This window comes from Paenibacillus jilunlii (assembly GCF_900102965.1).
Lineage (GTDB): Bacteria > Bacillota > Bacilli > Paenibacillales > Paenibacillaceae > Paenibacillus_AQ > Paenibacillus_AQ jilunlii.
In genome coordinates this window covers 107,383-130,134 of the sequence record NZ_FNGM01000002.1, presented here as the reverse complement: position 1 = coordinate 130,134, position 22,752 = coordinate 107,383, and the positions used below count along the sequence as shown (strand labels likewise).

The window sequence follows — 22,752 nt, the reverse complement described above, 5'->3', positions numbered from 1 at the left end:
GTCAGCCCCGGGGCTCAGGGATAGGGGTCTGCGGTGGAACCATCCGGATGTAACGCTTATACATAAATACTCTCCAGTGCAGAATCATGCCGAAGGCCAATATGAAGAAAAGCCCGCCTGACTGCGGAATGGATACATATTGATTGATAAACTCATGCAGCACCGTGCGGATCAGCAGCAGTCCTAGCAGGATGAAGGCGAAGCTTTTGGAGCGCCGGGCATAAACCAGGCCTTCCCGTGCTTCAAACTTGGTGCTGCGGATCAGCGGGTAGGCAAAAATAAACCAGCCGACCAGAAAAGCGGCAACCGCCCACCACCAGGGAAATCTGACCTCGGGAACAACAAACATGGCAAAACCGGTGGACATGCCCAGCGGTGGAATCCATATTTTGCGGATTGTCACCGGGCGCGCACTAGCCTTCAGGCGGATGAAAATGACCATCAGCGCCATGAATACAGCCCCCAGCGTGGAACCGACATGCAAAAGTGAAGGGTTGATATTGCCCATGATTCACTTTCCTTTCTGTGATTTGTGTCACTTATTTTTTCATTATAGCAGAAAAAAGAAGGCAAAACATTGAACCCGTATCCGCGGGAATTCCGCAGCTGCTTCTCCTGAAGCCATAGCTTCAGCCGCAAGAAACCCGCCAAGGAAGACCTTGGCGGGTGTAGATGCCAGCCCTGCTAGGCAGGTCTGGTTGTATATAAGGTTATTCCTTAAGAACGGCTGCGTCCGCCAACCGAACGGAGGATCAGGCTGACGATAAAGATCAGGACAATCGCACCGATAAGTGACGGGAAGACATAGAAATCGCTGATCTTAGGTCCCCAGCTTCCCAGCAGCATGCCGCCGAGCCAAGAACCGAGAATACCGGCGATAATGTTGCCGATAACACCGCCCGGAATATCTCTGCCCATAATCAGACCGGCCAACCAACCAATGACGCCACCAACAATCAACATCCACAGAAAACTCATTATGCTTCAGCTCCTTTATGTTTTGTTATCTTCGATGGTTACTATTAACCTCATGCCGGACGTTTAAACCAGGTGTCAAATATTGTCGGCAGCCTTATAATTAGTATTCAAGTATGCCCGGAAATATGCTGTTTAAACCTAGGGAGGTAGCGGGTACATAAACATGTTATAGTGAAAAAAGTGCGGAACCCTGAGGTGTATTCCTTTAACTTAAGGGTATATATGAAGTAAGTAAAACTACGCGCCAATATACAATAGAAGGAGCCGCTGCCCATGCACCAGCCTAATGAAGTTTTATTTTATGCAGGAACCTACAACAGTGTTGACCGAGATGCGATTATACTGGGGGCTTTGAATAAGGATACCGGAGAAATGAGAATCCTGAACAGCACGAAGGGGATTGAGAATCCGTCCTATCTGGCAGTGAACAGCGCAGGGACTGTGCTGTATGCCGTAAGTGAGAAGGATAAGGGCGAGGTCTATGCGTACGCCATTGAGCCAGGCAGCAAAGCGCTGCGTCTTCTGGGAAGCAGACCAACAGATGGCGGAGCTCCGTGTTACGTGTCTATTTCCCCGCAAGAGGATTACATATTTGTCTCCAACTACTCGGGAGGCAACGTTAACATTTTTCCGGTGAATGCCGACGGCTCGCTTCAGGAAATGTCCGCCCAGGTAAAGCATGAGGGGTCCGGACTGCGTGAAGACCGGCAGGAAGCGCCGCATCCCCATTCGGTCATTCCTGACCGGTCCGGACAACATGTGCTTGTCTGCGATCTGGGACTGGATCAGATTGTATTCTACCGTGTGGAAGCCGGCAAGCTGGCTACCCGCCGTGAAGTTCTGCTTCCGCCAGGTTCGGGACCCCGCCATCTGGCCGGACATCCGTCGGGACAATGGCTGTACCTGATCAACGAGCTGAACAGCACAATCACTGTGTTCGCGAATGATGAGCAGTCCGCTGATCTGAAAATTCTGCAGAGCATCAGCTCCCTTCCGGATCATTATGCCGCCGGCAGCGATGACACTGCAGCCGACATTCATGTATCGCCGTGCGGCCGTTTTCTGTACGCCTCCAACCGCGGGCATGACAGCATTGCGCTGTTCCATATCGACGCATCCACGGGCCTGCTGGAAGCGCAGGATTGGGTCATTTCCGGAGGCCGGACGCCGCGCAACTTCGCCATTATCGGCGGGATGCTGCTCGCAGCCAACCAGAACAGTGATAATATTGTCTCCTTCAGAATCGACAGTGAGACCGGCAGGCTCATCCCTACCGGCAATGAGCTGGATCTCACATCACCGGTCTGTCTGAAGCCGTTGAATTTATAATCGGACTAGCAGAGAGTGGCCTTGCTGCAATGAAAAGCAGAATTTCGTTGCCTGGGCCGTGTTTTTTGTTGTTTAGGAAATTATGATTTCTTTCACTAATGGATATAATACGCATAAAGTTGGGGGGGAGTGGGCCTGAATTCAACGCATTCAACCAGCAGGGTGGTATTCAGCCTGATTCGATAGCCGTTTTCCAACCCGCGCTGGCGAAGAAGCAGGTGAACAACCGTTAGTTGGAAAAAGGGAACTTATTTCCCCCCTAAATCAACAAATGAGAAATTCAAGTGGAAAAAGGTGACTTAATTGGGTGATTTTACTCCTCTAGGAGCGAACTGAGCTGAATTAGTGGTCCTTTTTCCAACTTAGGCTGCAGAGATCAGTGTGCTGGGACCAATTAGTGGTCCTTTTTCCACTTGGAAGGGCCGCGGATTTATGAAGGAATTGAAATCCACAACAGCTACGTTATCTGGTGAAGGGCGGTTGCCGTTGTTGGAGCGCTGAAGGCCGCTTTTATCCTCTCAAACGAAGTTACTTTTCTGTTCGTTGTATAATAGCGGTTTGCTTGGACCCTTCCATACTGGTGCTTTTAAGGTAGAAGCCGATATCATCCAGCATAATTTTATCGCCCTCTCCCTGCAGATAGAAGGTGATTTCGCTCAGTTTATCCGGGTCAAGCCCGGGCTCTACTTCGATAAAACGTTCAAAAGGCAGCTCGTAGGTCTGAAATACGGCTTCCGAGAGATCGCCGTATTTGCCGTCGCTCATCCGCTCCTCAAGCCAGGGGAGGAGTGTGAACCGGGTCTGCGGCAGAGGCAGAATGTCCATCACTTCATTCAGCGGCAGGCGGGCTGCTGCATGATTGCTGTCCTTCAGCTCGACTTCCACATCGGGGGATGCCGAAGCTTTTGCCGCAACCGGGGTATCCTTGCCGTCGGCATTGCGGTTAGCCATCGAGAAGGTTAGGCCGGCAGCGCCGGACTCAGCAAGCCCACTGACCACGCTATTCTTCAGCTTGATGCTGTAGTAGCTCTCCCCGCCGTCCTTTGCGCTATGCTCCAGCAGCAGCCCGTAGGTAGCTTTGCTCTTGGATTCCCGGTCCTTGGCGGCCTCCTCGCTCCAGGTTAGCCCCGCTGCTTCCACGGTTCCGCCAGTGACGGTATTCTTGTTGCGGTCTTCGTCAAAGGTGGCTACAACGATATCGCCGCCGCTCTGGAACCGGTTATAGTATGCGGTGCCGGGAAGCCACTGCAATCCGCTGCGGTAATCGCGGAACAGATTCTGGTAGACTTCCTTCCCATCCAGGGTAGCCTCCAGAAAGGCGGTGACATAGACCTTGGCGATTTGCCGCTGTGCGTCTCCATCCATAATATCCTTGCGGTCCAGAAACAATCCCGCCGGCAGCGACTGGTCGTACAGCCCCCAGCTGGTATTGAACTGGCTGTGGTTGGCATCGGCGATGTACAGCGAGCTTTTGAATGACGAAGCGGCTCCCGTAAAGGAAGAGCGGATATACTGCCGGTCTCCATAGAAATCATGCACATCGCCATCGCGGGCGCCCTGAAGAGTCAGGTAATTGACATCGACCAGACGGGCCTGCTGGTTATCAATGGCTTTGTCCGTAGGAGCGAGTGCAATAACCGAAGCGATGTGAAACTGTGTGGTTGCGGCAAGAGCAGGGTCATTCTTGAACCAGCGGCCGGCATCCGCAGCCATGGCTACGGCCTGCCCGCCCCGGCTGTGTCCGAGCAGGGCGGTCCGGCTATAATCCACCTTTTGATAGAAAGGGTTGCCGGATTCCTCCGCAAAAATGCCGATCTGCTGCAGATGCTTCAGAATCATCCAGGTGCGCACCTTGAAATCATTATCCGGGATGCCCGACCAGGCGGAATAGTTCAGAAAGTTCTCATCCAGAGACACCGCGATATACCCGCGGCTGGCCAGCTGTTCGCCCAGGTAGGCATAACCCCCTTCGGAATAATCCTCCATCATATGGTTCCCATGCACCATCAGCACAAGCGGGTAAGGTCCATCACCATCAGGCATCCAGACCCGGGCATTTACAGGAAGGGCGCTGTAATCGAAGCCCCAGAATAAGGTGCGCAGCTTGGGCCAGCTTGTAATGTAAGCAGAGGCATCTACCGCAGAAGTGATAAGCCCAGCCTCATCGCCATACTCGGTACGGTGGAGATCCCGGCCGCTGCCATAGGTGAAGCTGTGATAAGTATAGTTCCCTGGAGCTCCCGGATTTTCGGCATTGAGTGGAGCCGGGCTTCCGCCTGATAAGCTCACCTCCGGTGATGTATCGCCATTGCCCCGGGTAGAGAGGGCGAACGGAGAAGCGAGCACGACGGCTGCCAGCAGCAGTCCCATGATGAACCGGCGTCTACGCAGAAGCCCAATGGCTAGACCACCCAGGCCTCCGAGCAGGGCGGCAGTTCCAGCAACAGCGGCGGCAGCCTCCAGCTCCAGATCGGCATAATAGAAGACTAGCAGGACAGCTCCTGAAGCGCTCAATAAAGAGCCCGCATAGAGACGCGGGATGCGCAGTCCGGACAGGGCCAGCAGCACTGCCAGAATATTTCCGGCACAAGCCAGGACCAGGGTTGCGGCACAGGTGGCCAGCATCACATCGGCGGCAGTTCCGAGCCCCGTAGGGATGCCCAGAACAGCTGCTGTAAACACCAAAAAGCATATCAACCAGGGCCCGGCAAGCGCCGTCCGCCATAGTTGTGTATCGTAGCAGTACGTGTCCAGAATGCGCCTTGCCAGCTCCCCAAGAATACGCTTGTGCAGCCGTGGCCGCTGCGGCGCGGGTGAAGGTACTGGTACAGGTGCATACTCCAGATTCATTCCCATCATTGTCTCCCCCGGTACTTACACTAATTTCTCATGTTTTTAATTAATAGTTTTGATCTGTTTTTGACCTATAAGATGTAGCAATAATATTACTTTGGCGCCGCAATAACAAGTGGTTCTTGCAGGAACAGCCGCCACATGCTGCCGCCAGGCCGGCTGAAAAGACTTTTCGCTATTTTGAAAAAAAGGTTTGACAGGGTGCGGAGCTTTCAGTATTATATCTTCATAACCTACTAAATGGGTAGGAATAATCAAATAAGTTCTTACCGTACAGACGGAGGAACGCCCGCCATAGCTCGCAGACACGTGTCCACAGGACCGGTTTGACCTGCCGTAAGTGGGCCTTCCTCCGTCTATTTTTGCTGAAAGGCAGCAACGCCGACTGACGGGAACTTCATGGGGTGTCAAGAGAAAATAAACAGGGGAGTGGCTTATGATGAGAAAAGGGATCAAAAAGGGACTTATCACGGGATTCGCATTATTATTGACGGCAGGCCTTGCAGCTTGCGGCAATAACAATTCAGGCAATGGGGCGGCCGCAGCAACAGATGCACCGGCAGCAAGCAATGCGGCAGGAGCAGCAGAAGCTGCCAAAGCTCCGGCAAAAGATCCGGTAGAGCTGCTGAATGTATCCTACGACCCGACACGCGAGCTGTACGAAAATTATAACAAGGCGTTCTCCGCCTATTGGGAGAAAGAAACGGGCCAGAAGGTTACGGTCAAACAATCGCATGGCGGTTCCGGCGCCCAAAGCCGGGCGGTGCAGGAAGGCCTGGAAGCGGATGTGGTCACTCTTGCCCTAGGCTACGACATTGACGCACTGAAGGACAAGGGGCTGATCAATGAAGGCTGGGAAAGCAAATTCGAGCATAACAGCTCCCCATACACCTCGACAATTGTGTTCCTGGTACGCAAGGGCAATCCCAAAGGCATCAAGGACTGGCCGGATCTGCTGAAAGAAGGGGTGGAAGTCATCACGCCGAACCCGAAAACCTCCGGAGGGGCACGCTGGAACTATCTTGCCGCCTGGGGCTATGCGCTTGACCACAACAACAATGATGAAGCCAAGGCGCAGGAATTTGTCCAGGAGCTGTTCAAGCACGTGCCCGTGCTGGATACCGGAGCGCGCGGGGCAACCACAACCTTTGTAGAGCGTGGAATCGGCGATGTGCTGATTGCCTGGGAGAATGAGGCATACCTCTCAATTAAGGAGCTGGGCCCGGACAAATTCGAGATCGTTAACCCGTCCGAGAGTATCCTGGCCGAACCGCCGGTGGCTGTAGTAGACAAGGTCGTGGACAAAAGAGGCACCCGTGAGGTAGCCGAAGCCTACCTGAAGTATCTGTACACCGAAGAGGGACAAAAAATCGCTGCCGACAACTACTACCGTCCGACCCTGGAAAGCGTGAAAGAGGAATATAAGGACAAATTCCCTGTAATCAAGCTGTTCACACTCGCAGATAAATTCGGAACCTGGAAAGAAACCCAGGAGAAGCATTTCAATGACGGCGGGATTTTCGACAAAATTTACGTGCCTGGCGCCAAATAACAACCCAAGCGGCTGAAATCCAAAGAACAGCAGCAGGAACTGCTGTAACCAAGTTAGTGTATGGAGGCTGATCGGCCCATAAGCCGAAGGCAGGAAAGGGATGAACAGGTCAATGAATGTCACCACTACGGCTGCAGTGCGTCGCAAGGTGCTGCCGGGCTTCGGACTTACGATGGGCTACAGCGTACTCTATCTGAGTCTTGTCGTATTGCTGCCGCTGTCGGCATTGTTATTCAATTCGACGGGACTGAGCTGGGCCAAATTCTGGGATATCGCAACAGACCCTCGCGTTCTGGCCTCGTACCGGGTCAGCTTGAGCACTGCGGCAATGGCAGCCTTGGCCGATGCTTTTCTGGGACTGCTGCTGGCTTGGGTGCTGGTCCGCTATGAGTTTCCGGGTAAAAGGATCTTTGACGCCCTGATCGATCTGCCGTTTGCGCTCCCGACAGCTGTAGCAGGGGTTTCCCTGACGGCACTGTATTCGCAAAATGGCTGGATCGGCTCTATGCTGGAGCCGTTGGGGCTTAAGATCGCCTTTACACCGCTGGGCATTACGCTTGCGCTGATGTTCATCGGTATTCCCTTTGTCGTCCGTACCGTTCAGCCTGTGCTGGAGGACTTGGACCGGGATATGGAGGAAGCTTCGGCAACGCTGGGAGCGGGACGCTGGCGGACCTTCCGCAGCATTGTGCTCCCGGAGCTGATCCCGCCGCTGCTTACCGGCTTTGCGCTGGCATTTGCCCGGGGGATCGGGGAATACGGGTCCGTGGTATTCATCTCCGGCAATATGCCGATGCGCACAGAGATTGCTCCGCTGCTCATCATGTCGAAGCTGGAGCAGTTCGATTATGCCGGGGCAACAGCAGTAGCGCTGCTGCTGCTGTTGATCTCCTTCCTGATGCTGCTCGTCATTAATACGCTGCAGCGCTGGGCCCGCAAAACTTCGCGATAAGCAAGTTTCTGCCGTGGGCTTAGTACGTGCATTCGAAAAGGATTGTTTCACAGACCGGCTAAGTGTACTTGCCGCAGTTAAAAAGGAGCGGTAAACCGTTGATAGCCTTTTAGTTGCATGAAATACAGTTATGAACTGGGCAGTTTATGCTCCATAGGACTTTCAGCGTATGCTTTCGAAGCGAGTTTTGTCGAAGTAACTCTGTGAAGCTTATGCTAACAAAACTTTTAGGAGGTAAAATCATGGCTGGTACCGTCCCTATGGCTGCCCCCCGTCCGCACCGGAGTGCAGCTTCCCCTGCAACTACGGAAGCTTCTGCCGTGAAGTGGGTGCTGGTCGCAGCGGCTGGTCTTGTGCTGTTCTGGCTGATTGCGCTGCCGCTGATCGTGGTGCTGACAGAGGCGCTGAAGCGGGGCTGGGATGTATTTCTGGCGGCGCTGACCGATCCCGATGCTGCTTCCGCCCTGCGGCTGACACTGCTGGTTGCTGCAATCACCGTGCCGCTGAATACCCTGTTCGGGGTGATGGCGGCTTGGGCGGTGACCAAGTTCCGTTTTCGCGGTAAAGGGTTTCTAATTACGCTGATTGACCTGCCTTTTGCCGTATCTCCTGTGATCGGCGGGCTGATCTTTGTGCTTGTCTTCGGCTCGAACGGCTGGTTCGGTTCCTGGCTCAGCGCCCATGATGTTAAGATTGTCTTTGCCCTTCCAGGCATCGTGCTCGCCACACTGTTTGTGACTTTTCCCTTTGTGGCCCGCGAGCTGATTCCGCTGATGGAAGATCAGGGCACGCAGGAGGAGGAAGCGGCTATTACACTCGGGGCTCATGGCTGGCAGATATTCTGGCGCGTCACGCTGCCGAATATCAAATGGGGCCTGCTGTACGGAATCATCCTCTGCAATGCGCGGGCGATGGGAGAATTCGGTGCGGTGTCTGTTGTCTCCGGGCATATTCGCGGGGAGACGAACACGCTGCCGCTGCATGTTGAAATTTTGTATAACGAATATCAGTTCTCGGCTTCCTTCGCCGTTGCTTCCCTGCTATTGCTGCTCGCTTTGGTAACGATGATCGTAAAAAGCTGGCTTACACGCAAAAATGCGCATTGACAGCCCTTTTGATTCCATGCTAAGTTAAAACATAGTATACGGGTTGGTTATTACGGGATTGGCGGAAAATCCCCCTGTCCGGGGAAAGGGAGGCTGGAGAATGGCTAAGCCACTGAAAGTGGATGAGGTATGGCTTGCGCGGATTGTGGAGCTTTTGGACAATATGGAATTCGGTTCCTTGCACATCGTGGTGCATGAAGGACAAATTGTGCAGATGGAGCGGACGGAGCGCAAGCGTTTTGAGAACAGCACTGCAAATGCACGTTACAGTGGAGAGGCCGGAAGCCGGCGGACCGATTCCCGTTCTGCGGGACGGGGGTAGCTGCTTAAGGATAGACCTTCGTCCGGGTGTAACCGCAAACCCATAATCCCGAACGGCTGCACTGTCCAGTGAAGGACGGCGCAGCCGTTTGGTTGTGAAAGAATAGATTGCAGCTATACGAGTGAATGCTCAGAGATCCTCATAAGCGGCCTGATAGGAGGTATGCCAATCTTTTGATCCTAGCTGGTGAGGGTACTCCTTCTTCTGTAATTTTTGAGCTTCCCCGTTAGTAGCGTGGTGTGCGCCGCGAGGCGGATATTCCCTCAATGAGCAGAATGATTGCAGTCACAGCGTGCATAATCCAACCGACAAAAGGAATTAAAGCAACAACCGAGGTGACAATCCCCACCACGTTGCCGACAATAGGTCCACGTTCTCTCAACAGCAGTACTACGGCTACGGCGTGCAGGAGGAACGCAACACCCAGCGGCGCCCAGGCATTCGCAACAACAAAAGCTCCCCCGATGAACGGCAGCGCCAGAAAAGCCTCATAAGCAAAGGTCCCCCATTTGAACAACTTTCCTATTGGAGTCATGATGACTTCACCCAACCTTTCGGCATAATATTATGATCCTATTCCACAGTTTACCCAAGAATACGGGCATAGAATATTCCGGCTGTAAAAGAACAGCGGCTTTGAGTCATTGTACGTTCAACAGTAGATAATGTTTCAAGATGCTGTGTATCTGTCGGACTATTCTTGCTTGCCGGCAGTACGGTCATATATATTGGTAGCAGCTGCAGGTTTCACAGCAGTACAGTGGAGTTAGAGAAAGGAGCAGGCGTGATGATGGAGGACAAGCTGGAACTCCGCCATGAGCGGCCTTCGGTAGAACAATATCTGGCGCTGCGGATGGAAGCAGGATTGAGCGCAATGAGTGCCGAGGGAGCGGAAATCGGGCTGCCCCGGTCCATTTTTGCAGTGACTCTGTATGAAGAGGGCTCGCTTGTCGGGATGGGGCGCGTGGTCGGGGACGGAGGCTGCTTTTTTCAAGTGACCGATATTGCGGTGAAGCCATCCTGTCAGGGACGCGGCCTGGGGAAGATCATTATGCGGGAAATCCGCAGTTTTTTGGATACGGTGCCGGACAGATCCTATATCAGCCTGATTGCCGATGGAGAGGCTGCAAGGCTGTATGTGCAGTATGGCTTTGAGCCGGTTATGCCTGCTTCGCAGGGAATGTTCCTGCGGCGCTGAGGAATGTACCACGGCAAAATTGAAATGAATGTAAAGTAGACTACAACTGGAGAAGATGGGGGTTACTGGTATGGATGTTGTGGTTTTTGGAGCAACGGGAACGATTGGCAGAGCCATTGTGCAGGAAGCGTTAAAAAGAAAACATGAGGTCACTGCAGTGGTCCGCAATCCGGCTTCACTGGAGCTGGAAGATGAGCGTCTGCAGGTTACTACTGCAGATATTCTGGACCCGGCGGCGGTAGCAGAGGCTGTACGCGGGCATCACGAAGTGATCAGTGCATTTGGTCCCGCAGCCGGGCGGGAGAACGACCTGCTGCGTGCGGCGGAGAGCCTGCTGGAGGGCCTGCAGGCTGCAGGTCTGAAGCGCCTGCTGGTCATTGGCGGAGCAGGCACCCTGAAGACGGAGTCGGGCGAGTGGCTGATGGATACGCCGGGGTTCCCCGAGAAGTTCCGGCCGCTGGCGGAGGCGCATGGACATGCCTATGAAATCTATAGCGCTTCTTCATTGGACTACACGTATCTCAGCCCGCCTGCCGTGATCCGCCCCGGCCGCCGGACCGGGCAGTTCCGCATCGGCCTCGACCGGCTGGTGGTGGATGAGAACGGAGACAGCAGCATCAGCGTGGAGGATTTTGCCGTAGCTGTCATTGACGAGCTGGAGGAAGGAAACTTCAGCCGGACCCGGTTTACGGTGGGATACTGAGCGGCGGACAAACCTGTCCTGAGCGTATGCCGAACAAAGATAAAGTAAGGCCTTCCGTTTTCGGGAGGTCTTTTTTGAAATATTGGATTTATATGTTTCACACCACAAACCATCCGTATATTTCCCGCTGAAACGATACCGTCCCTGTAAAAGACGGCGAAGCCGCTTCTGCTGGGTAATAGGGCAGTAGATCCCTTGGAATATTCGGAGTTTTATATTCGGTGTGAGGAGTTTCGGACAATCGGGTAAATGAGTGGCAGGGGTGCCGTTGTGATAGTGCAGATTCGGAGGATACAGGATTTGCTTGAGCCCCCTGTACCAAGTACAATCGAATCAACTAAGGGGGCTGGGCTAATGTATATAGTGACTGCGCAGGATATGCGGGAGCTGGACCGCCAGACGATTGAGCGGCTGGGCATCCCGGCGGTAGCGCTGATGGAAAATGCAGGCAGGGCCATTGCGGAGGAGATCATTAAGCTGTGCCGCCGCAGATTTGGCGGAGCTGATACCTCTGCTGCATGGACACTTGGAACAAGCAGAACAGTCCAAGACGGGGGTGCGCGTCAGCCGGGGCGCACTGAGGCTGGCGCACTGGACAGAAGCCCGGACGGCGGAGCGTACAGTCCAGGCGGAACGCGGGGCGACGGAGTGTACGGACCAGATGGAACGTGGGTCGGCAGGGTGTACGGACCAGATGGAGCGTGGGCCGGCAGGGTGTACGGACCAGATGGAGCGTGGGGCGACGGAGTGTACGGACCAGATGGAGCGTGGGCCGGCAGGGTGTACGGACCAGATGGAACGCAGGGCACAGGCGGCGGCCCGGGGATCAAGCCGCCCGGCTTCACGGTCAGCGGCGATGCTGCGCTGACCTTGGGGCGTGCCGGCGCCGAGCATTGGCTCGTCCTCGTCGGCAAAGGCAATAACGGCGGCGACGGCATCGCCGCCGCCAGGCATCTGCGTGAGGCGGGCATCGCCGTCACGCTGGTGTACGCGGCCGCGCCGGAGTCGCTGGCCGGCGAAGCCGCCCTGCAGCGCGATGCCGCTGCAGCTATGGGCCTGCCCGCCGTAGTCTACGGCCGGGACCGGGTGGACTTTGCCGCATGCAGCGGCATCCTGGATGCGCTGCTCGGCACCGGCAGCGCGGGCGCCCCGCGCGGTGCCTATGCGGAGCTGATTGCCGCTGCGAATGGCAGCGGCAAACCCGTTGTGTCCGCAGACATCCCCAGCAGGCTGGATGCGGACACGGGCCAGACGCATAAGCCGTGCATTCATGCGGCGGTGACGGTCTGCCTCGCGTTCCTCAAACGCGGGCTGCTGCAATATCCCGGCGCGGGCAACGCCGGGCAGGTGGTGGTCCGCTCCATCGGCATCCCCGCTGCTTTGGCCCGGGAGGGCGGCGTCCCGGCGAGCCTGCTGACGCCGGAGGTGCTGCGGACACGTCTGCAGGTCGACGTGTCGCGCCGCCGTTCGCCCGAGGGCCACAAGGGCACCTACGGGCATGTCCTGCTGGCGGCGGGAAGCCTTAGCATGAGCGGGGCGGGCCTGCTCGCAGCCCGCGCCGCCCTCCGCGCAGGCTGCGGCCTGGTGACCTGGGCGCTGCCTTCGATGCTGCTGCCCTATGTCATCGGCGCAGCTCCGGAGCTGATGCTGGCAGCCGCCGGTGGTGAGAATGGCACTTGGAGCGCCGGGACTGCCGCAGAAGTGCTGCGGCTAAGCACTGGCAGAGATGTCACTGCTGTGGGACCCGGGCTTGGACGGTTTCCGGGCGATCAGGAGTGGCTGCGCGCGCTGTGGGAAGGCATCGATGCTCCAATGGTTATCGATGCCGATGCGCTGAATATGCTGGCCGACAGTGATTACAGCTCCTGGACAAGCCGCCGCCATCCGGTGATCCTGACGCCCCATCCGGGGGAAATGGCCCGGCTGGCCGGAATATCTACGGCTGAGGTGCAGAGAGACCGGATCGGTCTGGCGCTGGCTTATGCCCGGGAGCACGGGGTAACCCTTGTGCTGAAGGGGGCTCATACGGTGGTCGCAACTCCTGAAGGAGAGGCTTATGTGAATATCACGGGCCATCCGGGCATGGGAACGGGCGGTGCGGGCGATGTGCTGACCGGCATCATTGCGGGATTGCTTGCGCAAGGGCTCAATGCCGCACAGGCAGCGGCCTTTGGCGTCTATCTGCACGGCCTGGCCGGGGAACGGGCTGCCCGCCAGCGCCATGATCCGTCGGCATTGATCGCCGGGGATATTATCGAGGCGCTGTGATTCCGGAGGCGCAGGGCGCAGTTATACTTATGAAGTGCAAACGTTGTATCCTACCTCACCTTTAGTCCGTAACACACAACGCAGCCAAGCGGCAGTTTCCTGCACCATAAGCACTGGTCAGAACAATACCAGGCAGATCAGCGGGACAAACAGGGCGAATACCGGAAGCAGGAGCGGCTGCCGTTCTCCGGCCAGCTGCGCAAGCCGGAACAGGAGCAATGCAAAAATCCCGGCGATACCGCAGGTCACAGCGTCCCCGCCCTGCTCCGCGGCCAGCCATACGCCAGCGCCATAGCCGCAGGCTGCGTACAGCACAAGGGCCGGGGTGAGCGAAGCGAAGCGGAACACGCGCAGCAGGGCATCCGATACCAGGGCGGCCGGCAGCCCGTAGGCATAGATGGCATAAGGCACCGAGGCCGGCCAGCCCTCCGGTACACCATCGGTATGCGGGAATGCGAGCATGGCCAGGGAAACGAGCATAAATGTCAGACCGGCAGCAGACAGCTTTGTCAGTGCATACATTCCTGCACTAAGCCTCACGGATGGAAGATCATAATCCTTCAATTTGTTCATGAATAACATCCTTTCAGGGAAGTGAACACGGCGGCCGGTCAGCTGGTCACCATGTCCCCTCCGTTAACATGAATGCAGGTTCCGGTAACGTAGGTGGAATCGGGTCCGGCCAAATAGACATAGGCTCCAGCCAGCTCATAGGGCTGGGCGGCCCGCTTGAAGGGGGTATCGGTACCGAACACACTGACTTCCTCGGCGGAGAAGCTGGACGGAATCAGCGGGGTCCACACCGGACCGGGAGCCACGCTGTTGACCCGGATTCCGCTGTCGGCAAGCGACAGGGAGAGGGAGCGGGTGAACGTGACAATAGCGCCTTTGGTGGATGAATAATCAATGAGCTCCTTATGGCCTTGGTATGCGGTTATGGATGCGGTGTTAATGATGGAAGCCCCTGCGCACAAATGCGGGAGTGCGGCCTGTGTCAGGAAAAAGAACGGAAAAATATTCGTGCGGTACGTCTCGTACAACTGCTCCTCCGAGATATCCAGAAGGCTCTGCTGCGGATACTGTACCCCGTGATTGTTGACCAGGATATCCAGTTTGCCAAAGGTCCGTACGGTATGCTCCACCGCCTGGAAACAGTTCGCTTTATACCGTAAGTCGGTCTGAATCCGCAGGCAGCGCTGTCCCAGCTCTTCAATACGCCGCTGTGTGGCTTCGGCATCGGACACCTCGTAGAGGTAGGCAATGGCGACATCCGCACCTTCTTTGGCAAAAGCAATCGCAGCGGCTTTCCCGATCCCGCTGTCTCCGCCGGTAATGAGCGCAACCTTGCCGTCCAGCTTTCCGCTGCCGCGGCTGTCCGGGTTTTCGCTGATTGGCCGGGGCTGCATCAGACTCTCCAGTCCCGGCTGGCGGTCCTGATGCTGTGGGGGAAAGGCTATAGGCTGCACGCGGCAGACCGTACGATCTCCGTAATAGGGATATACAGGATTCATTAGCGACACTCCTCAGGTGCATTCTGTGATTCTGTATATTTTTATGCATGAGCCCAGAAAAGCGTGCGCCCCCTCCTATCCCCGCTATACAGCCTGTGTCTGCCGGACATGCATATCTAAAGTTGCTGGATATGGAGAAAATTAAATGTATATGAGTTGAATTGGGGAACTTGAAACTTGGGGAGCGCAAGGAGGCTCAACAGGAGCTAGAGCTAAGTGAAAAAAGTAAAACTAATTCACTGAAACCCTGGCTGCAGAAGGTTTTAGTTGGATTTTGGGCACCTAATTCGTGCATATTCATCCCTTACGGTCACTTTCAGCCGAATTAGTGGTACTTTTTCCAACATAGGCTGGCCCATAAGCCGAGTTAGTCCGATTAGTGAACCTTTTTCCCACTAAGGATGACTAGCTCTGTTCATAAAATTAGCAGACAGGAGGTGAAGCGTGCTGGAAATGAACAGCGGATTGGGTCATGATGAGGATGAAACGGGAAATGCAGTGTTGAGAGAGGTCTGGCAATTATTGCGGGAGCTGCGCATCATGGAGCTGCTGGCAGAATATCATCCGCGGCTTGCAGGAACAGTACCCTTGGGGATTCAGGTGGAAGGCAGCGACCTGGATATTATTTGTGAAGTGCAGGACCCCAAGCGTTTTATCGAAGCGGCCCGATATCATTTCGGCCAGCTGGAGGGATTTTATGCGGTAACCCGTACAGTAAGGGATATGGTCCGCACCAAAATTAATTTCCGGACTGGCGGCTGGCCGATTGAGTTGTTTGGACAGCCCTTGGCCACGGAGAAACAAAATGCCTGGCTGCATATGCAGGTAGAGAGGCGAGTATTAAAGCTGCTCGGACCCGGCTTCGCAGAGAATATCCGCTCCCTGAAGTCCGGCGGCATGAAGACAGAGCCCGCATTTGCCAAGCTGCTGAAGCTCGAAGGTGATCCCTATGAGGAAATGCTGTCACTTGGCAGGCTTAATTCGGAGGAATTCCATGCTGTGTGCAGACGGGCTCAACGATACATATAAACAACGGAATTGGAGAGGAAACTATGAATTACAGACCGATGACTGCCGATGATTACGAAGCCGCCTATCAGTTATGGGAGAATACCGAAGGGATGAACCTCAGCGGGGCGGACTCCCGGGAAGAAATACTCCGCTATCTGGAGCGCAATCCGGGAATGAGCCAGGTAGCGCTGAACGGGGACAACACGCTTGCCGGCACAGCAATGTGCGGGCATGACGGGCGCAGAGGGTATATTTATCATGTTGCTGTCAGCGAAGACGGCCGTGGCAAGGGCGTTGGCCGTGAGCTGGTATCACGCTGCTTGGCCAGTCTGCTCCAGGAAGGGATTGAAAAATGTCATTTGATGGTCATTGAGAGCAATGCCCCCGGCCGTAGCTTCTGGACACGCATCGGCTGGGAGGAACGTGACGGTATTGTCCTGTTCTCCAGTAATACCTTTTAAGTAACAGACAATGTTATGGTGTAGCTTTTACGCAGCTGCAGTATAATATAATGGAAAAGTATATTGTCGAATTTTGATAGGTGGAGATCTGAACAATGCGGTTCAAAGATGTATTCTCAATTATTGGCCCGGCCATGGTTGGACCTTCCAGCTCGCATACAGCAGGCGCAGCAAGGATCGGAAGGGCTGCCCGGCAGGTGCTGGGTGAGCCTGCGCGTGAGGCCGAGGTGACTTTCTTCGGTTCTTTTGCCGCTACGTATCAAGGGCACGGCACGGACCGGGCAATTGCCGGGGGCCTGCTGGACTTCGCTACGGATGATTCCCGGCTGCCTGATTCCATAGAACTGGCCGCCGAGGCCGGGATGGAGATTTCCTTCGGTCAAGGAACAGGCCTGTTCCCTCATCCCAATACGGTACGCTTGCGTCTGGTTGGAGCGCAGACAGGGACGGAACTGACACTTACAGGAATATCTATCGGCGGCGGGAATATTGAAATTGTGGATATTGACGGCTTTGGAGTGAAGCTTACAGGAATGTACCCGACGGTGCTGATTCAGCATATGGACTACCTTGGGGTGCTGGCCAGTGTTACAGATGTGATGCGCAAAGGCCAGTTCAATATTGGACACATGTCGCTTGACCGAAAAAATCGCAGTGGTGCGGCTCTTACAGTGCTGGAGCTGGATGAGGCGGCGACGCCGGAGCTGCTGTATGAGCTGAAGGCTCTGTCCGCCGTCAAATCCGTCAAAGTGGTGGATCTGAATGAATCCGCGCAAGAACTAAAAGGGAAGGACAACACACCATGAATTTTCAAACCTTAAGCCAGCTGGCTGTATTATGTGAGGAGCGGGGAATGGGCATCGGCGCGTTGATGCTGGAGGAGCAGAGCGGGGAATCCGGTCGTTCCAAAGAACAGGAATTCGCCACCATGAGCCAGTATTACGGGGTAATGAAGGAAGCTGTACACCGCGGCATGACAGAGGATACGACCTCGCGCAGTGGTCTGACAGGCCTGGATGCCCAGCGGGTTGCGTCTTATAATGCCGCAGATGAGCCTTGTCTGGGCGGACCTGCCGGCCAGGCCATGGCTTATGCGCTGGCTGTATCGGAGGTCAATGCGTCCATGGGCCGCATTATTGCCACGCCGACAGCAGGCTCCTGCGGAATTATTCCCGGCGTGTTTTTGAGCTGCCAGGAGCGTTTCGGCTGGGAGGATGACTACATGGTATCCGGCCTCTTCGCCGCAGGAGCGATAGGGTATGTTATTGCCAATAATTCATTTGTTTCCGGAGCGGAGGGAGGCTGCCAGGCTGAGGTGGGTTCGGCCATCGGGATGGCGGCGGGAGCACTCACCGAGCTGCGCGGCGGTACGCCGGCACAGGCCGTTCATGCCGTTGGCCTCGCGCTCAAAAATACACTTGGACTGATCTGTGATCCTGTAGGCGGACTTGTGGAAATTCCCTGCATCGTGCGCAACGGCTTCGGTGCCGTTACGGCGCTGGCCGCCGCCGATATGGCGCTGGCCGGGGTGCGCAGCGTGATTCCATCCGACGAGGTTATCAAAGTCATGCTGGAGGTTGGCTCGGCCATGCCCGAGAAGCACCGGGAGACAGCCGGGGGCGGACTGGCCCAGACCCCGACCGGACGGAAGATTATGAAGGATCTGCGCAGCAAGAAATAGCCTGCGGTCTTTATGTTTTCTGGCATCGGCGTAATTTTGCTGATCCGCGGGTTAGAGCATATGGAACCTTTCAAGCTGCTCCCATTGCCCCTCCTGCCGGAGAATTTCCGGTTGCTTCGGTCCCATGAGATCAAAATGGGGAAAGGGCTCGCGGTTATGAATGTACTGGGCCGGCAGCCCATTCTGCTCGCACCAGCTTCTCAGCCGGGAGAGATCGCTGCAGCCGACTTTGGTTACTGTGGTCATCCCCGGGAAACGCGAGTCCAGCCAATAATGTGTCAGGAAAGCAATCTCGCCTGCGGAAACTGCCTGCTTCCAGCGGGTTAATTCTTCTCTGTTAATTCCGAAGGCCATTGTTGTCTCATCCTTATCCTTAATCCGTGATAGTAACTCCATTATAACTTAAGAAAGGGGGAGTGCATCATGAACGGGCAAGTCAGAGCGGATATCCGCCCCGGACTTGAGGTGGATATTGTGCTGAAGCAGGACCAGTCTACAGGCAAACTTACGCATGGCGTGGTCAAAGACATTCTCACCAACTCGCCCCGCCATCCGCACGGGATCAAGGTGCGGCTGGCTGACGGTCAAGTCGGAAGGGTCAAGCATATTACGTAATTTCAAAAACGCTCCCGGTTCAGGGTGCTGGTCTCCAGAACAGCACCCTGAACCGGGAGCGCTTTTTTTACGGGTTGGGCTTCGACAACGGCAGAAATGCCGTTGTTGGAGAGCCGCCGAGTGAATTGGGCAGGAACAACGGCAGAAATGCCGTTGTTGGAGAGCTGCCGGGTGAATTGAGCAGAAACAACGGCAGAAATGCTGTTGTTGGAGGGCCGCCGACTGATTTGAGCTGGAACAACGGCAGAAATGCCGTTGTTGATAGAGCCGCCGGCAGATTCGCTCTTCCCGCGGGTTACCGCCCCATAAATTCCTCCACATACTGGTCGGCCTTGGTCTGGTTGCATAGATTACAAGCGCAGACGCAATTGTCCGGCGTGGTGTGGCCGCCTTTGGCGCGCGGCAGCAGATGGTCAATGGTGTCGCCGTACAAGCCGCAGAAATGGCAGGTATAATTGTCCCTCGTTAGAATGTAGGCCCGGAAATCCTTGTTGCTGTACAGGCGGCGGATCGTACGGCGGTTCACAACCAGGGCGGCATGCTCTTTGACGAGCGTCACTGCAAGCTCAAGATCAATTTCCTGATGCCAGCGGCGGCCCTTGTCGCTGTGGCCGCGCATCAGAATCATACCTTTGGCGGACGGAACCAGGGCCGAGGCATCCTGCGGATCAGGCTTCGGACCCCGCAGCTGCGGAGCCTTCCGCCGGGGATCGGCTGCGCGCGGGCACGTCTTCCCCTTGCTTCCGGTTGAGGTATGGGGCGTCTTGGCTTCCTTGAAGGCCGGGGCCCCTTTTACTTGCAGCTGCATCTGGGCATTCCCGGCCTCGCGCAGCTTGCGGCATTCCCGGCAGGCGCCCCGGCGCGACTGGCCCTTGGAGCGCTTGCCCGTGCGTCTGCGGAATTCGGTGAGCGGTTTATATTGCTTGCAGTAAGCACATTGTTTGGATAATGGCAGATTGGTATCGGTCATAAGCGTATTTGGAAGGACGCATGCAGCACGCCAGTCCATTCCCTTCTTTTTTTATGGTAACTTTAGTATAGCGCAAAGCGCAGGGGTTCACACAGCGGCCGGAATAAGCAGATTGTCTCCTGATTTGTGACATCTGTCTTGGCAGGCAGGCGGGAAAACCTGTAAGCTTTACTTATGAGGCTTACGGATGCCGGATCATGGGACGCTCCAAGCTATCTTTTTTTGAGAATGGGGGAGCAGGAATGGAGAAACATAAGAAGAGGCCGGGGGCCGTCATTTGTTTGTATATTCTTCAGGCTTTTTTGGGGTTTGGAGCGATAGCGGGAGGGCTGACGCTGCTGGCCGATCCCAGCGGAGAAATGATCGGAATGCCAGCTTCTATACTGGAAAGATCTCCTTTTGTGAATTTTGTAGTCCCGGGCTTGCTGCTGCTGGTGATCTTTGGCTTGCTGCCCTTGCTGGTGCTGTATGGCCTGGTCAAGAAACCGAAGTGGACATGGGCGGCTGCGCTGACTCCGTTCAAAACGCTGCAAAGCGCATGGTCCCTCTCCCTGTACATTGGCTTCGGGCAGATTATTTGGATCATGGTCCAGACGTATATGCTGAACACCGTTTCTTTGATCCATATTTGCTATATGAGCCTTGGAATGCTGATACAGATTGTTACGCTGCTGCCTTCGGTGCAGAGATATTTTGTGCTGGACGGCGGCGCCCAAAGGCGTTAGAATGGCAGTGAATATAAAAGGGCTTTCATTGTGGGCCGGCGGGAGTGAACCGGATTGACAACAATTTATGATATTGCCAAAAAAACCGGCTACTCGCCAACCACGGTTTCCAAGGCGTTCAACAATTATTCCGATGTGCGGGAGAAGACACGCCAGGAAATCCTGCGGACGGCCCAGGAAATGGGGTATCTGCCCAACGCGCACGCCCGTACCTTGACGACCAAGAAGTCATGGACCATCGGTGTGCTGTTTGTGGAGGGGACCGGGGCGGGTATCCGCCATCCATTTTTCAGCGCGGTGATTGAGAGCTTCAAGCAGGTTGCGGTAGCCAAAGGCTATGCGCTGATGTTCATTTCCAAGGATGTCGGCGGCAAGCAGAGCGGTTATCTGGAGAATTGCCGGATTCGCGGGGTGGACGGGGTTGTGGTATTCCTGTCCGATTATAACGACCCTTACTTCCTGGAGCTGCTGGAAAGTGATATTCCCACGGTTATTCTGGATTATGATACGCCGCAGTCGCATACGGTCTGCTCGGATAACAGGGCGGGAGCACTGCTGGCGGTTAATTACCTGGCGTCGTTGGGGCACCGGAGAATCGGCCACATTTCTGGAGGCGGGAACTCCTTTCCGGGAAGCGAGCGGGAGCTGGGGTACATAGCGGCCATGGAGGAGCTGGGCCTTGGCGTGCCGGACGGCTATATTGCCGAAGGCGCTTTTTTCTCCAGAGAAAGCGGCTATGATGCCATGCTGAAGCTGCTTGAACTGCCGGAGTGTCCGACGGCTGTGTTTGCTTCGGGTGACCTGCTGGCACTCGGCGCGGTGATGGCAGCCAAAGACAAAGGCTTGTCCGTTCCGTCAGATATTTCGGTGATCGGCTATGATGATATCGAGCTTGCTGCATATGTATCCCCCGCGCTCACGACCATCCGGCAGGATACGGAGATGCTCGGGACACGGGCGGCTGAGATTCTTATCGCCTCCATCGACGGCAAAGGGCAAGACAAGGAAGCACTGATGCTTCCTGTTGAAGTGGTTGTGCGGGAGTCCTGCGCGCCGCCGGGCAGAGCATAAGACGGTTCTGCCGGGCGCGCATTTTTTTTCGAAATAATCGAAACCGGTTTCGATTATGATATAGCATAAAGGAGATGGCTGAAATGACAAAAGCTCGTACAGTAATTACCGCCAAGGATACGGGGGAGCGTCTAAGCCCGAGAGAAGGCATTGTTTTCAGTACCCGCAACACCGGGGAGAAGGCCGATGTGCAGTTGCTGCCGGAACGGGAGTTCCAGCAAATGCTTGGGTTTGGCGGCGCTTTTACGGAAGCTGCGGCCTACACGCTGTCACGGATGAGCCCCGGGAAACGGGCAGAGGTGATCCGGCGTTATTTTCACCCGGAGGAAGGATTGAACTACAGCATGGGGCGTGTGCACATCCACAGCTGTGATTTCGCGCTCGGCAATTATACCTATGTGCAGGATGGAGATTCAGCGCTGGCGACCTTTGATATTTCCCATGACCATAAGTGGGTGATTCCGCTGATTAAAGACGCAATGGACGTCAAAGGCGGCCCGCTTACAATGCTCGCTTCCCCCTGGAGTCCCCCGGCCTGGATGAAGACCAACGGTGAGATGAACCATGGCGGTTCGCTGAAGCCGGAATACGCGAATGCATGGGCGCGGTATTACACGAAATTTATTGAAGCTTACCGCAGGGAGGGCATACCGGTCTGGGCTGTCTCGGTGCAGAATGAGCCGGCAGCTGTTCAGACCTGGGATTCCTGTGTGTACAGCGCGGAGGAGGAGCGGGATTTTGTCAAAAACCATCTGGGCCCTGTGCTGCATGAGGCCGGTATGGCGGATGTGAACATTGTCATCTGGGACCACAACCGCGATATTATGGTCGAACGCGCCTCAACCGTGTTGTCCGATCCTGAGGCGGCCCGCTATGTCTGGGGCACAGGCATTCACTGGTATGGCGGTGAGGAGTTTGACAAGGTGGCGAAGGTGCATGAGCTTTTCCCGGAAAAGCATCTGCTGTTCACGGAAGGCTGCCAGGAGGGCGGTGTGCGGCTGGGTGAATGGTTCACCGGTGAACGTTACGGGCGGAATATGATCGGGGATTTGAACGCCTGGACGGAAGGCTACCTGGACTGGAATCTGGTGCTGGACGAAACCGGAGGGCCGAATCATGTGGGCAATTTCTGTGATGCTCCGGTGATTGCAGATACGACTTCCGATGAGGTTCATTACAACAGTTCCTATTACTACATTGGGCATTTCAGCAAATTTATTGCTCCGGGCGCTGTGCGCATTGGACTGGAATCTGCTGCTGAGGGTGTTCTGTCCACGGCATTCCGCAATCCGGACGGCAGCCTCGCTGTAGTGCTTATGAATGAGGGCGAGAATGTGCGCAGCATAACTCTGGGGCTGGGTGATGAGCTGGCCGAATGTGAGCTGCCGCCGCACTCTATTGCAACACATGTTATTTCACAGATGTGCTGAGGAATTGCGGGAATGA

General features: G+C 55.4%; 25 protein-coding genes. 16 read left to right on the top strand and 9 right to left on the bottom strand.

Translation table 11 applies throughout. The features are described 5' to 3' along the window. Position 1 precedes the first annotated feature (1 nt). Both BLQ82_RS05410 and BLQ82_RS05405 read right to left on the bottom strand, forming a co-directional pair. Positions 2–508, bottom strand: coding sequence for a CcdC family protein (locus BLQ82_RS05410; RefSeq protein ID WP_062525106.1), 507 nt, complete (start codon positions 506–508; stop codon positions 2–4). A 209-nt stretch (positions 509–717) separates the two neighbouring features. Beyond that, positions 718–978: a GlsB/YeaQ/YmgE family stress response membrane protein gene (locus BLQ82_RS05405; RefSeq protein WP_020426595.1), complete on the bottom strand. Its 261-nt coding sequence runs from the start codon at positions 976–978 to the stop codon at positions 718–720. A gap of 273 nt (positions 979–1,251) precedes the next feature. Between BLQ82_RS05405 and BLQ82_RS05400 the strand changes: the two genes are divergently transcribed. After that, entirely contained in the window at positions 1,252–2,307 is a 1,056-nt protein-coding gene (locus BLQ82_RS05400) for a lactonase family protein (protein WP_062525108.1), read from the top strand. Positions 2,308–2,835: 528 nt separating this feature from the next. Here the strand turns inward: BLQ82_RS05400 and BLQ82_RS05395 are convergent. Then, positions 2,836–5,166 (bottom strand): alpha/beta hydrolase family protein, encoded by a 2,331-nt coding sequence (locus BLQ82_RS05395; RefSeq protein WP_082722735.1) that lies wholly within the window; start codon positions 5,164–5,166, stop codon positions 2,836–2,838. A gap of 433 nt (positions 5,167–5,599) precedes the next feature. Between BLQ82_RS05395 and BLQ82_RS05390 the strand changes: the two genes are divergently transcribed. The 4 genes from BLQ82_RS05390 to BLQ82_RS05375 all read left to right on the top strand — a co-directional run bounded on the left by BLQ82_RS05390 (position 5,600) and on the right by BLQ82_RS05375 (position 9,092). Next, positions 5,600–6,712 (top strand): sulfate ABC transporter substrate-binding protein, encoded by a 1,113-nt coding sequence (locus BLQ82_RS05390; protein WP_062525306.1) that lies wholly within the window; start codon positions 5,600–5,602, stop codon positions 6,710–6,712. Positions 6,713–6,812: 100 nt separating this feature from the next. Continuing rightward, positions 6,813–7,664, top strand: coding sequence for a sulfate ABC transporter permease subunit CysT (gene cysT / locus BLQ82_RS05385; RefSeq protein WP_425281101.1), 852 nt, complete (start codon positions 6,813–6,815; stop codon positions 7,662–7,664). Between the two features lie 242 nt (positions 7,665–7,906). Continuing rightward, a complete protein-coding gene (cysW, locus tag BLQ82_RS05380; protein ID WP_062525114.1) occupies positions 7,907–8,770 on the top strand; it encodes a sulfate ABC transporter permease subunit CysW in 864 nt (287 codons plus the stop codon). 100 nt (positions 8,771–8,870) lie between these two features. Next, positions 8,871–9,092: a YezD family protein gene (locus BLQ82_RS05375; RefSeq protein WP_062525116.1), complete on the top strand. Its 222-nt coding sequence runs from the start codon at positions 8,871–8,873 to the stop codon at positions 9,090–9,092. Between the two features lie 226 nt (positions 9,093–9,318). On the opposite strand, the gene BLQ82_RS05370 is transcribed toward BLQ82_RS05375, so the two are convergent. After that, on the bottom strand, positions 9,319–9,627 hold the full coding sequence (locus tag BLQ82_RS05370) for a hypothetical protein (protein ID WP_025707393.1): 309 nt from the start codon (positions 9,625–9,627) through the stop codon (positions 9,319–9,321). Between the two features lie 255 nt (positions 9,628–9,882). Between BLQ82_RS05370 and BLQ82_RS05365 the strand changes: the two genes are divergently transcribed. The 3 genes from BLQ82_RS05365 (at position 9,883) to BLQ82_RS05355 (ending at position 13,261) form a co-directional block, all read left to right on the top strand. Then, positions 9,883–10,290, top strand: coding sequence for a GNAT family N-acetyltransferase (locus BLQ82_RS05365; RefSeq protein ID WP_062525309.1), 408 nt, complete (start codon positions 9,883–9,885; stop codon positions 10,288–10,290). A gap of 70 nt (positions 10,291–10,360) precedes the next feature. Beyond that, positions 10,361–10,993 carry an NAD(P)-dependent oxidoreductase gene (locus tag BLQ82_RS05360; protein ID WP_062525117.1) on the top strand — a complete coding sequence of 211 codons (633 nt, stop codon included), beginning with the start codon at positions 10,361–10,363 and terminating at the stop codon, positions 10,991–10,993. A 354-nt stretch (positions 10,994–11,347) separates the two neighbouring features. Next, positions 11,348–13,261, top strand: a complete 1,914-nt coding sequence (locus BLQ82_RS05355; RefSeq protein WP_074647897.1) for a bifunctional ADP-dependent NAD(P)H-hydrate dehydratase/NAD(P)H-hydrate epimerase — start codon at positions 11,348–11,350, stop codon at positions 13,259–13,261. Between the two features lie 117 nt (positions 13,262–13,378). Here the strand turns inward: BLQ82_RS05355 and BLQ82_RS05350 are convergent, their stop codons facing one another. Both BLQ82_RS05350 and BLQ82_RS05345 read right to left on the bottom strand, forming a co-directional pair. Continuing rightward, positions 13,379–13,834: a hypothetical protein gene (locus tag BLQ82_RS05350; protein ID WP_062525121.1), complete on the bottom strand. Its 456-nt coding sequence runs from the start codon at positions 13,832–13,834 to the stop codon at positions 13,379–13,381. Positions 13,835–13,872: 38 nt separating this feature from the next. Further along, positions 13,873–14,772 (bottom strand): SDR family oxidoreductase, encoded by a 900-nt coding sequence (locus BLQ82_RS05345; RefSeq protein ID WP_062525123.1) that lies wholly within the window; start codon positions 14,770–14,772, stop codon positions 13,873–13,875. A gap of 453 nt (positions 14,773–15,225) precedes the next feature. Between BLQ82_RS05345 and BLQ82_RS05340 the strand changes: the two genes are divergently transcribed. The 4 genes from BLQ82_RS05340 to sdaAA all read left to right on the top strand — a co-directional run bounded on the left by BLQ82_RS05340 (position 15,226) and on the right by sdaAA (position 17,925). Further along, positions 15,226–15,801 (top strand): DUF4269 domain-containing protein, encoded by a 576-nt coding sequence (locus tag BLQ82_RS05340; RefSeq protein WP_062525311.1) that lies wholly within the window; start codon positions 15,226–15,228, stop codon positions 15,799–15,801. 23 nt (positions 15,802–15,824) lie between these two features. Then, positions 15,825–16,244: a GNAT family N-acetyltransferase gene (locus BLQ82_RS05335; RefSeq protein WP_062525124.1), complete on the top strand. Its 420-nt coding sequence runs from the start codon at positions 15,825–15,827 to the stop codon at positions 16,242–16,244. A gap of 95 nt (positions 16,245–16,339) precedes the next feature. Then, the gene (gene sdaAB / locus BLQ82_RS05330) at positions 16,340–17,050 is read left to right on the top strand and encodes an L-serine ammonia-lyase, iron-sulfur-dependent subunit beta (RefSeq protein ID WP_062525126.1); all 711 of its coding nucleotides are present in this window, start codon (positions 16,340–16,342) and stop codon (positions 17,048–17,050) included. Then, positions 17,047–17,925 carry an L-serine ammonia-lyase, iron-sulfur-dependent, subunit alpha gene (gene sdaAA, locus BLQ82_RS05325; protein WP_062525128.1) on the top strand — a complete coding sequence of 293 codons (879 nt, stop codon included), beginning with the start codon at positions 17,047–17,049 and terminating at the stop codon, positions 17,923–17,925. The genes sdaAB and sdaAA overlap by 4 nt, the downstream gene beginning before the upstream one ends. Positions 17,926–17,976: 51 nt before the next feature. On the opposite strand, the gene BLQ82_RS05320 is transcribed toward sdaAA, so the two are convergent. Next, positions 17,977–18,279, bottom strand: a complete 303-nt coding sequence (locus BLQ82_RS05320) for a hypothetical protein (RefSeq protein ID WP_062525129.1) — start codon at positions 18,277–18,279, stop codon at positions 17,977–17,979. Between the two features lie 69 nt (positions 18,280–18,348). Between BLQ82_RS05320 and BLQ82_RS05315 the strand changes: the two genes are divergently transcribed. Continuing rightward, positions 18,349–18,540, top strand: a complete 192-nt coding sequence (locus BLQ82_RS05315; RefSeq protein WP_062525131.1) for a YwbE family protein — start codon at positions 18,349–18,351, stop codon at positions 18,538–18,540. A 2-nt stretch (positions 18,541–18,542) separates the two neighbouring features. Here the strand turns inward: BLQ82_RS05315 and BLQ82_RS31250 are convergent, their stop codons facing one another. Both BLQ82_RS31250 and BLQ82_RS05310 read right to left on the bottom strand, forming a co-directional pair. Beyond that, entirely contained in the window at positions 18,543–18,887 is a 345-nt protein-coding gene (locus BLQ82_RS31250; RefSeq protein ID WP_143013347.1) for a hypothetical protein, read from the bottom strand. Then, a complete protein-coding gene (locus tag BLQ82_RS05310; RefSeq protein WP_244280703.1) occupies positions 18,836–19,549 on the bottom strand; it encodes an HNH endonuclease in 714 nt (237 codons plus the stop codon). The genes BLQ82_RS31250 and BLQ82_RS05310 overlap by 52 nt, the downstream gene beginning before the upstream one ends. A 203-nt stretch (positions 19,550–19,752) precedes the next feature. Between BLQ82_RS05310 and BLQ82_RS05305 the strand changes: the two genes are divergently transcribed. The 3 genes from BLQ82_RS05305 (at position 19,753) to BLQ82_RS05295 (ending at position 22,736) form a co-directional block, all read left to right on the top strand. Beyond that, entirely contained in the window at positions 19,753–20,235 is a 483-nt protein-coding gene (locus BLQ82_RS05305) for a hypothetical protein (protein ID WP_074647954.1), read from the top strand. A gap of 54 nt (positions 20,236–20,289) precedes the next feature. Next, positions 20,290–21,306, top strand: coding sequence for a LacI family DNA-binding transcriptional regulator (locus BLQ82_RS05300; RefSeq protein WP_062525133.1), 1,017 nt, complete (start codon positions 20,290–20,292; stop codon positions 21,304–21,306). Between the two features lie 83 nt (positions 21,307–21,389). Continuing rightward, on the top strand, positions 21,390–22,736 hold the full coding sequence (locus BLQ82_RS05295) for a glycoside hydrolase family 30 protein (RefSeq protein WP_062525135.1): 1,347 nt from the start codon (positions 21,390–21,392) through the stop codon (positions 22,734–22,736). The last annotated feature ends 16 nt before the right edge of the window (positions 22,737–22,752 follow it).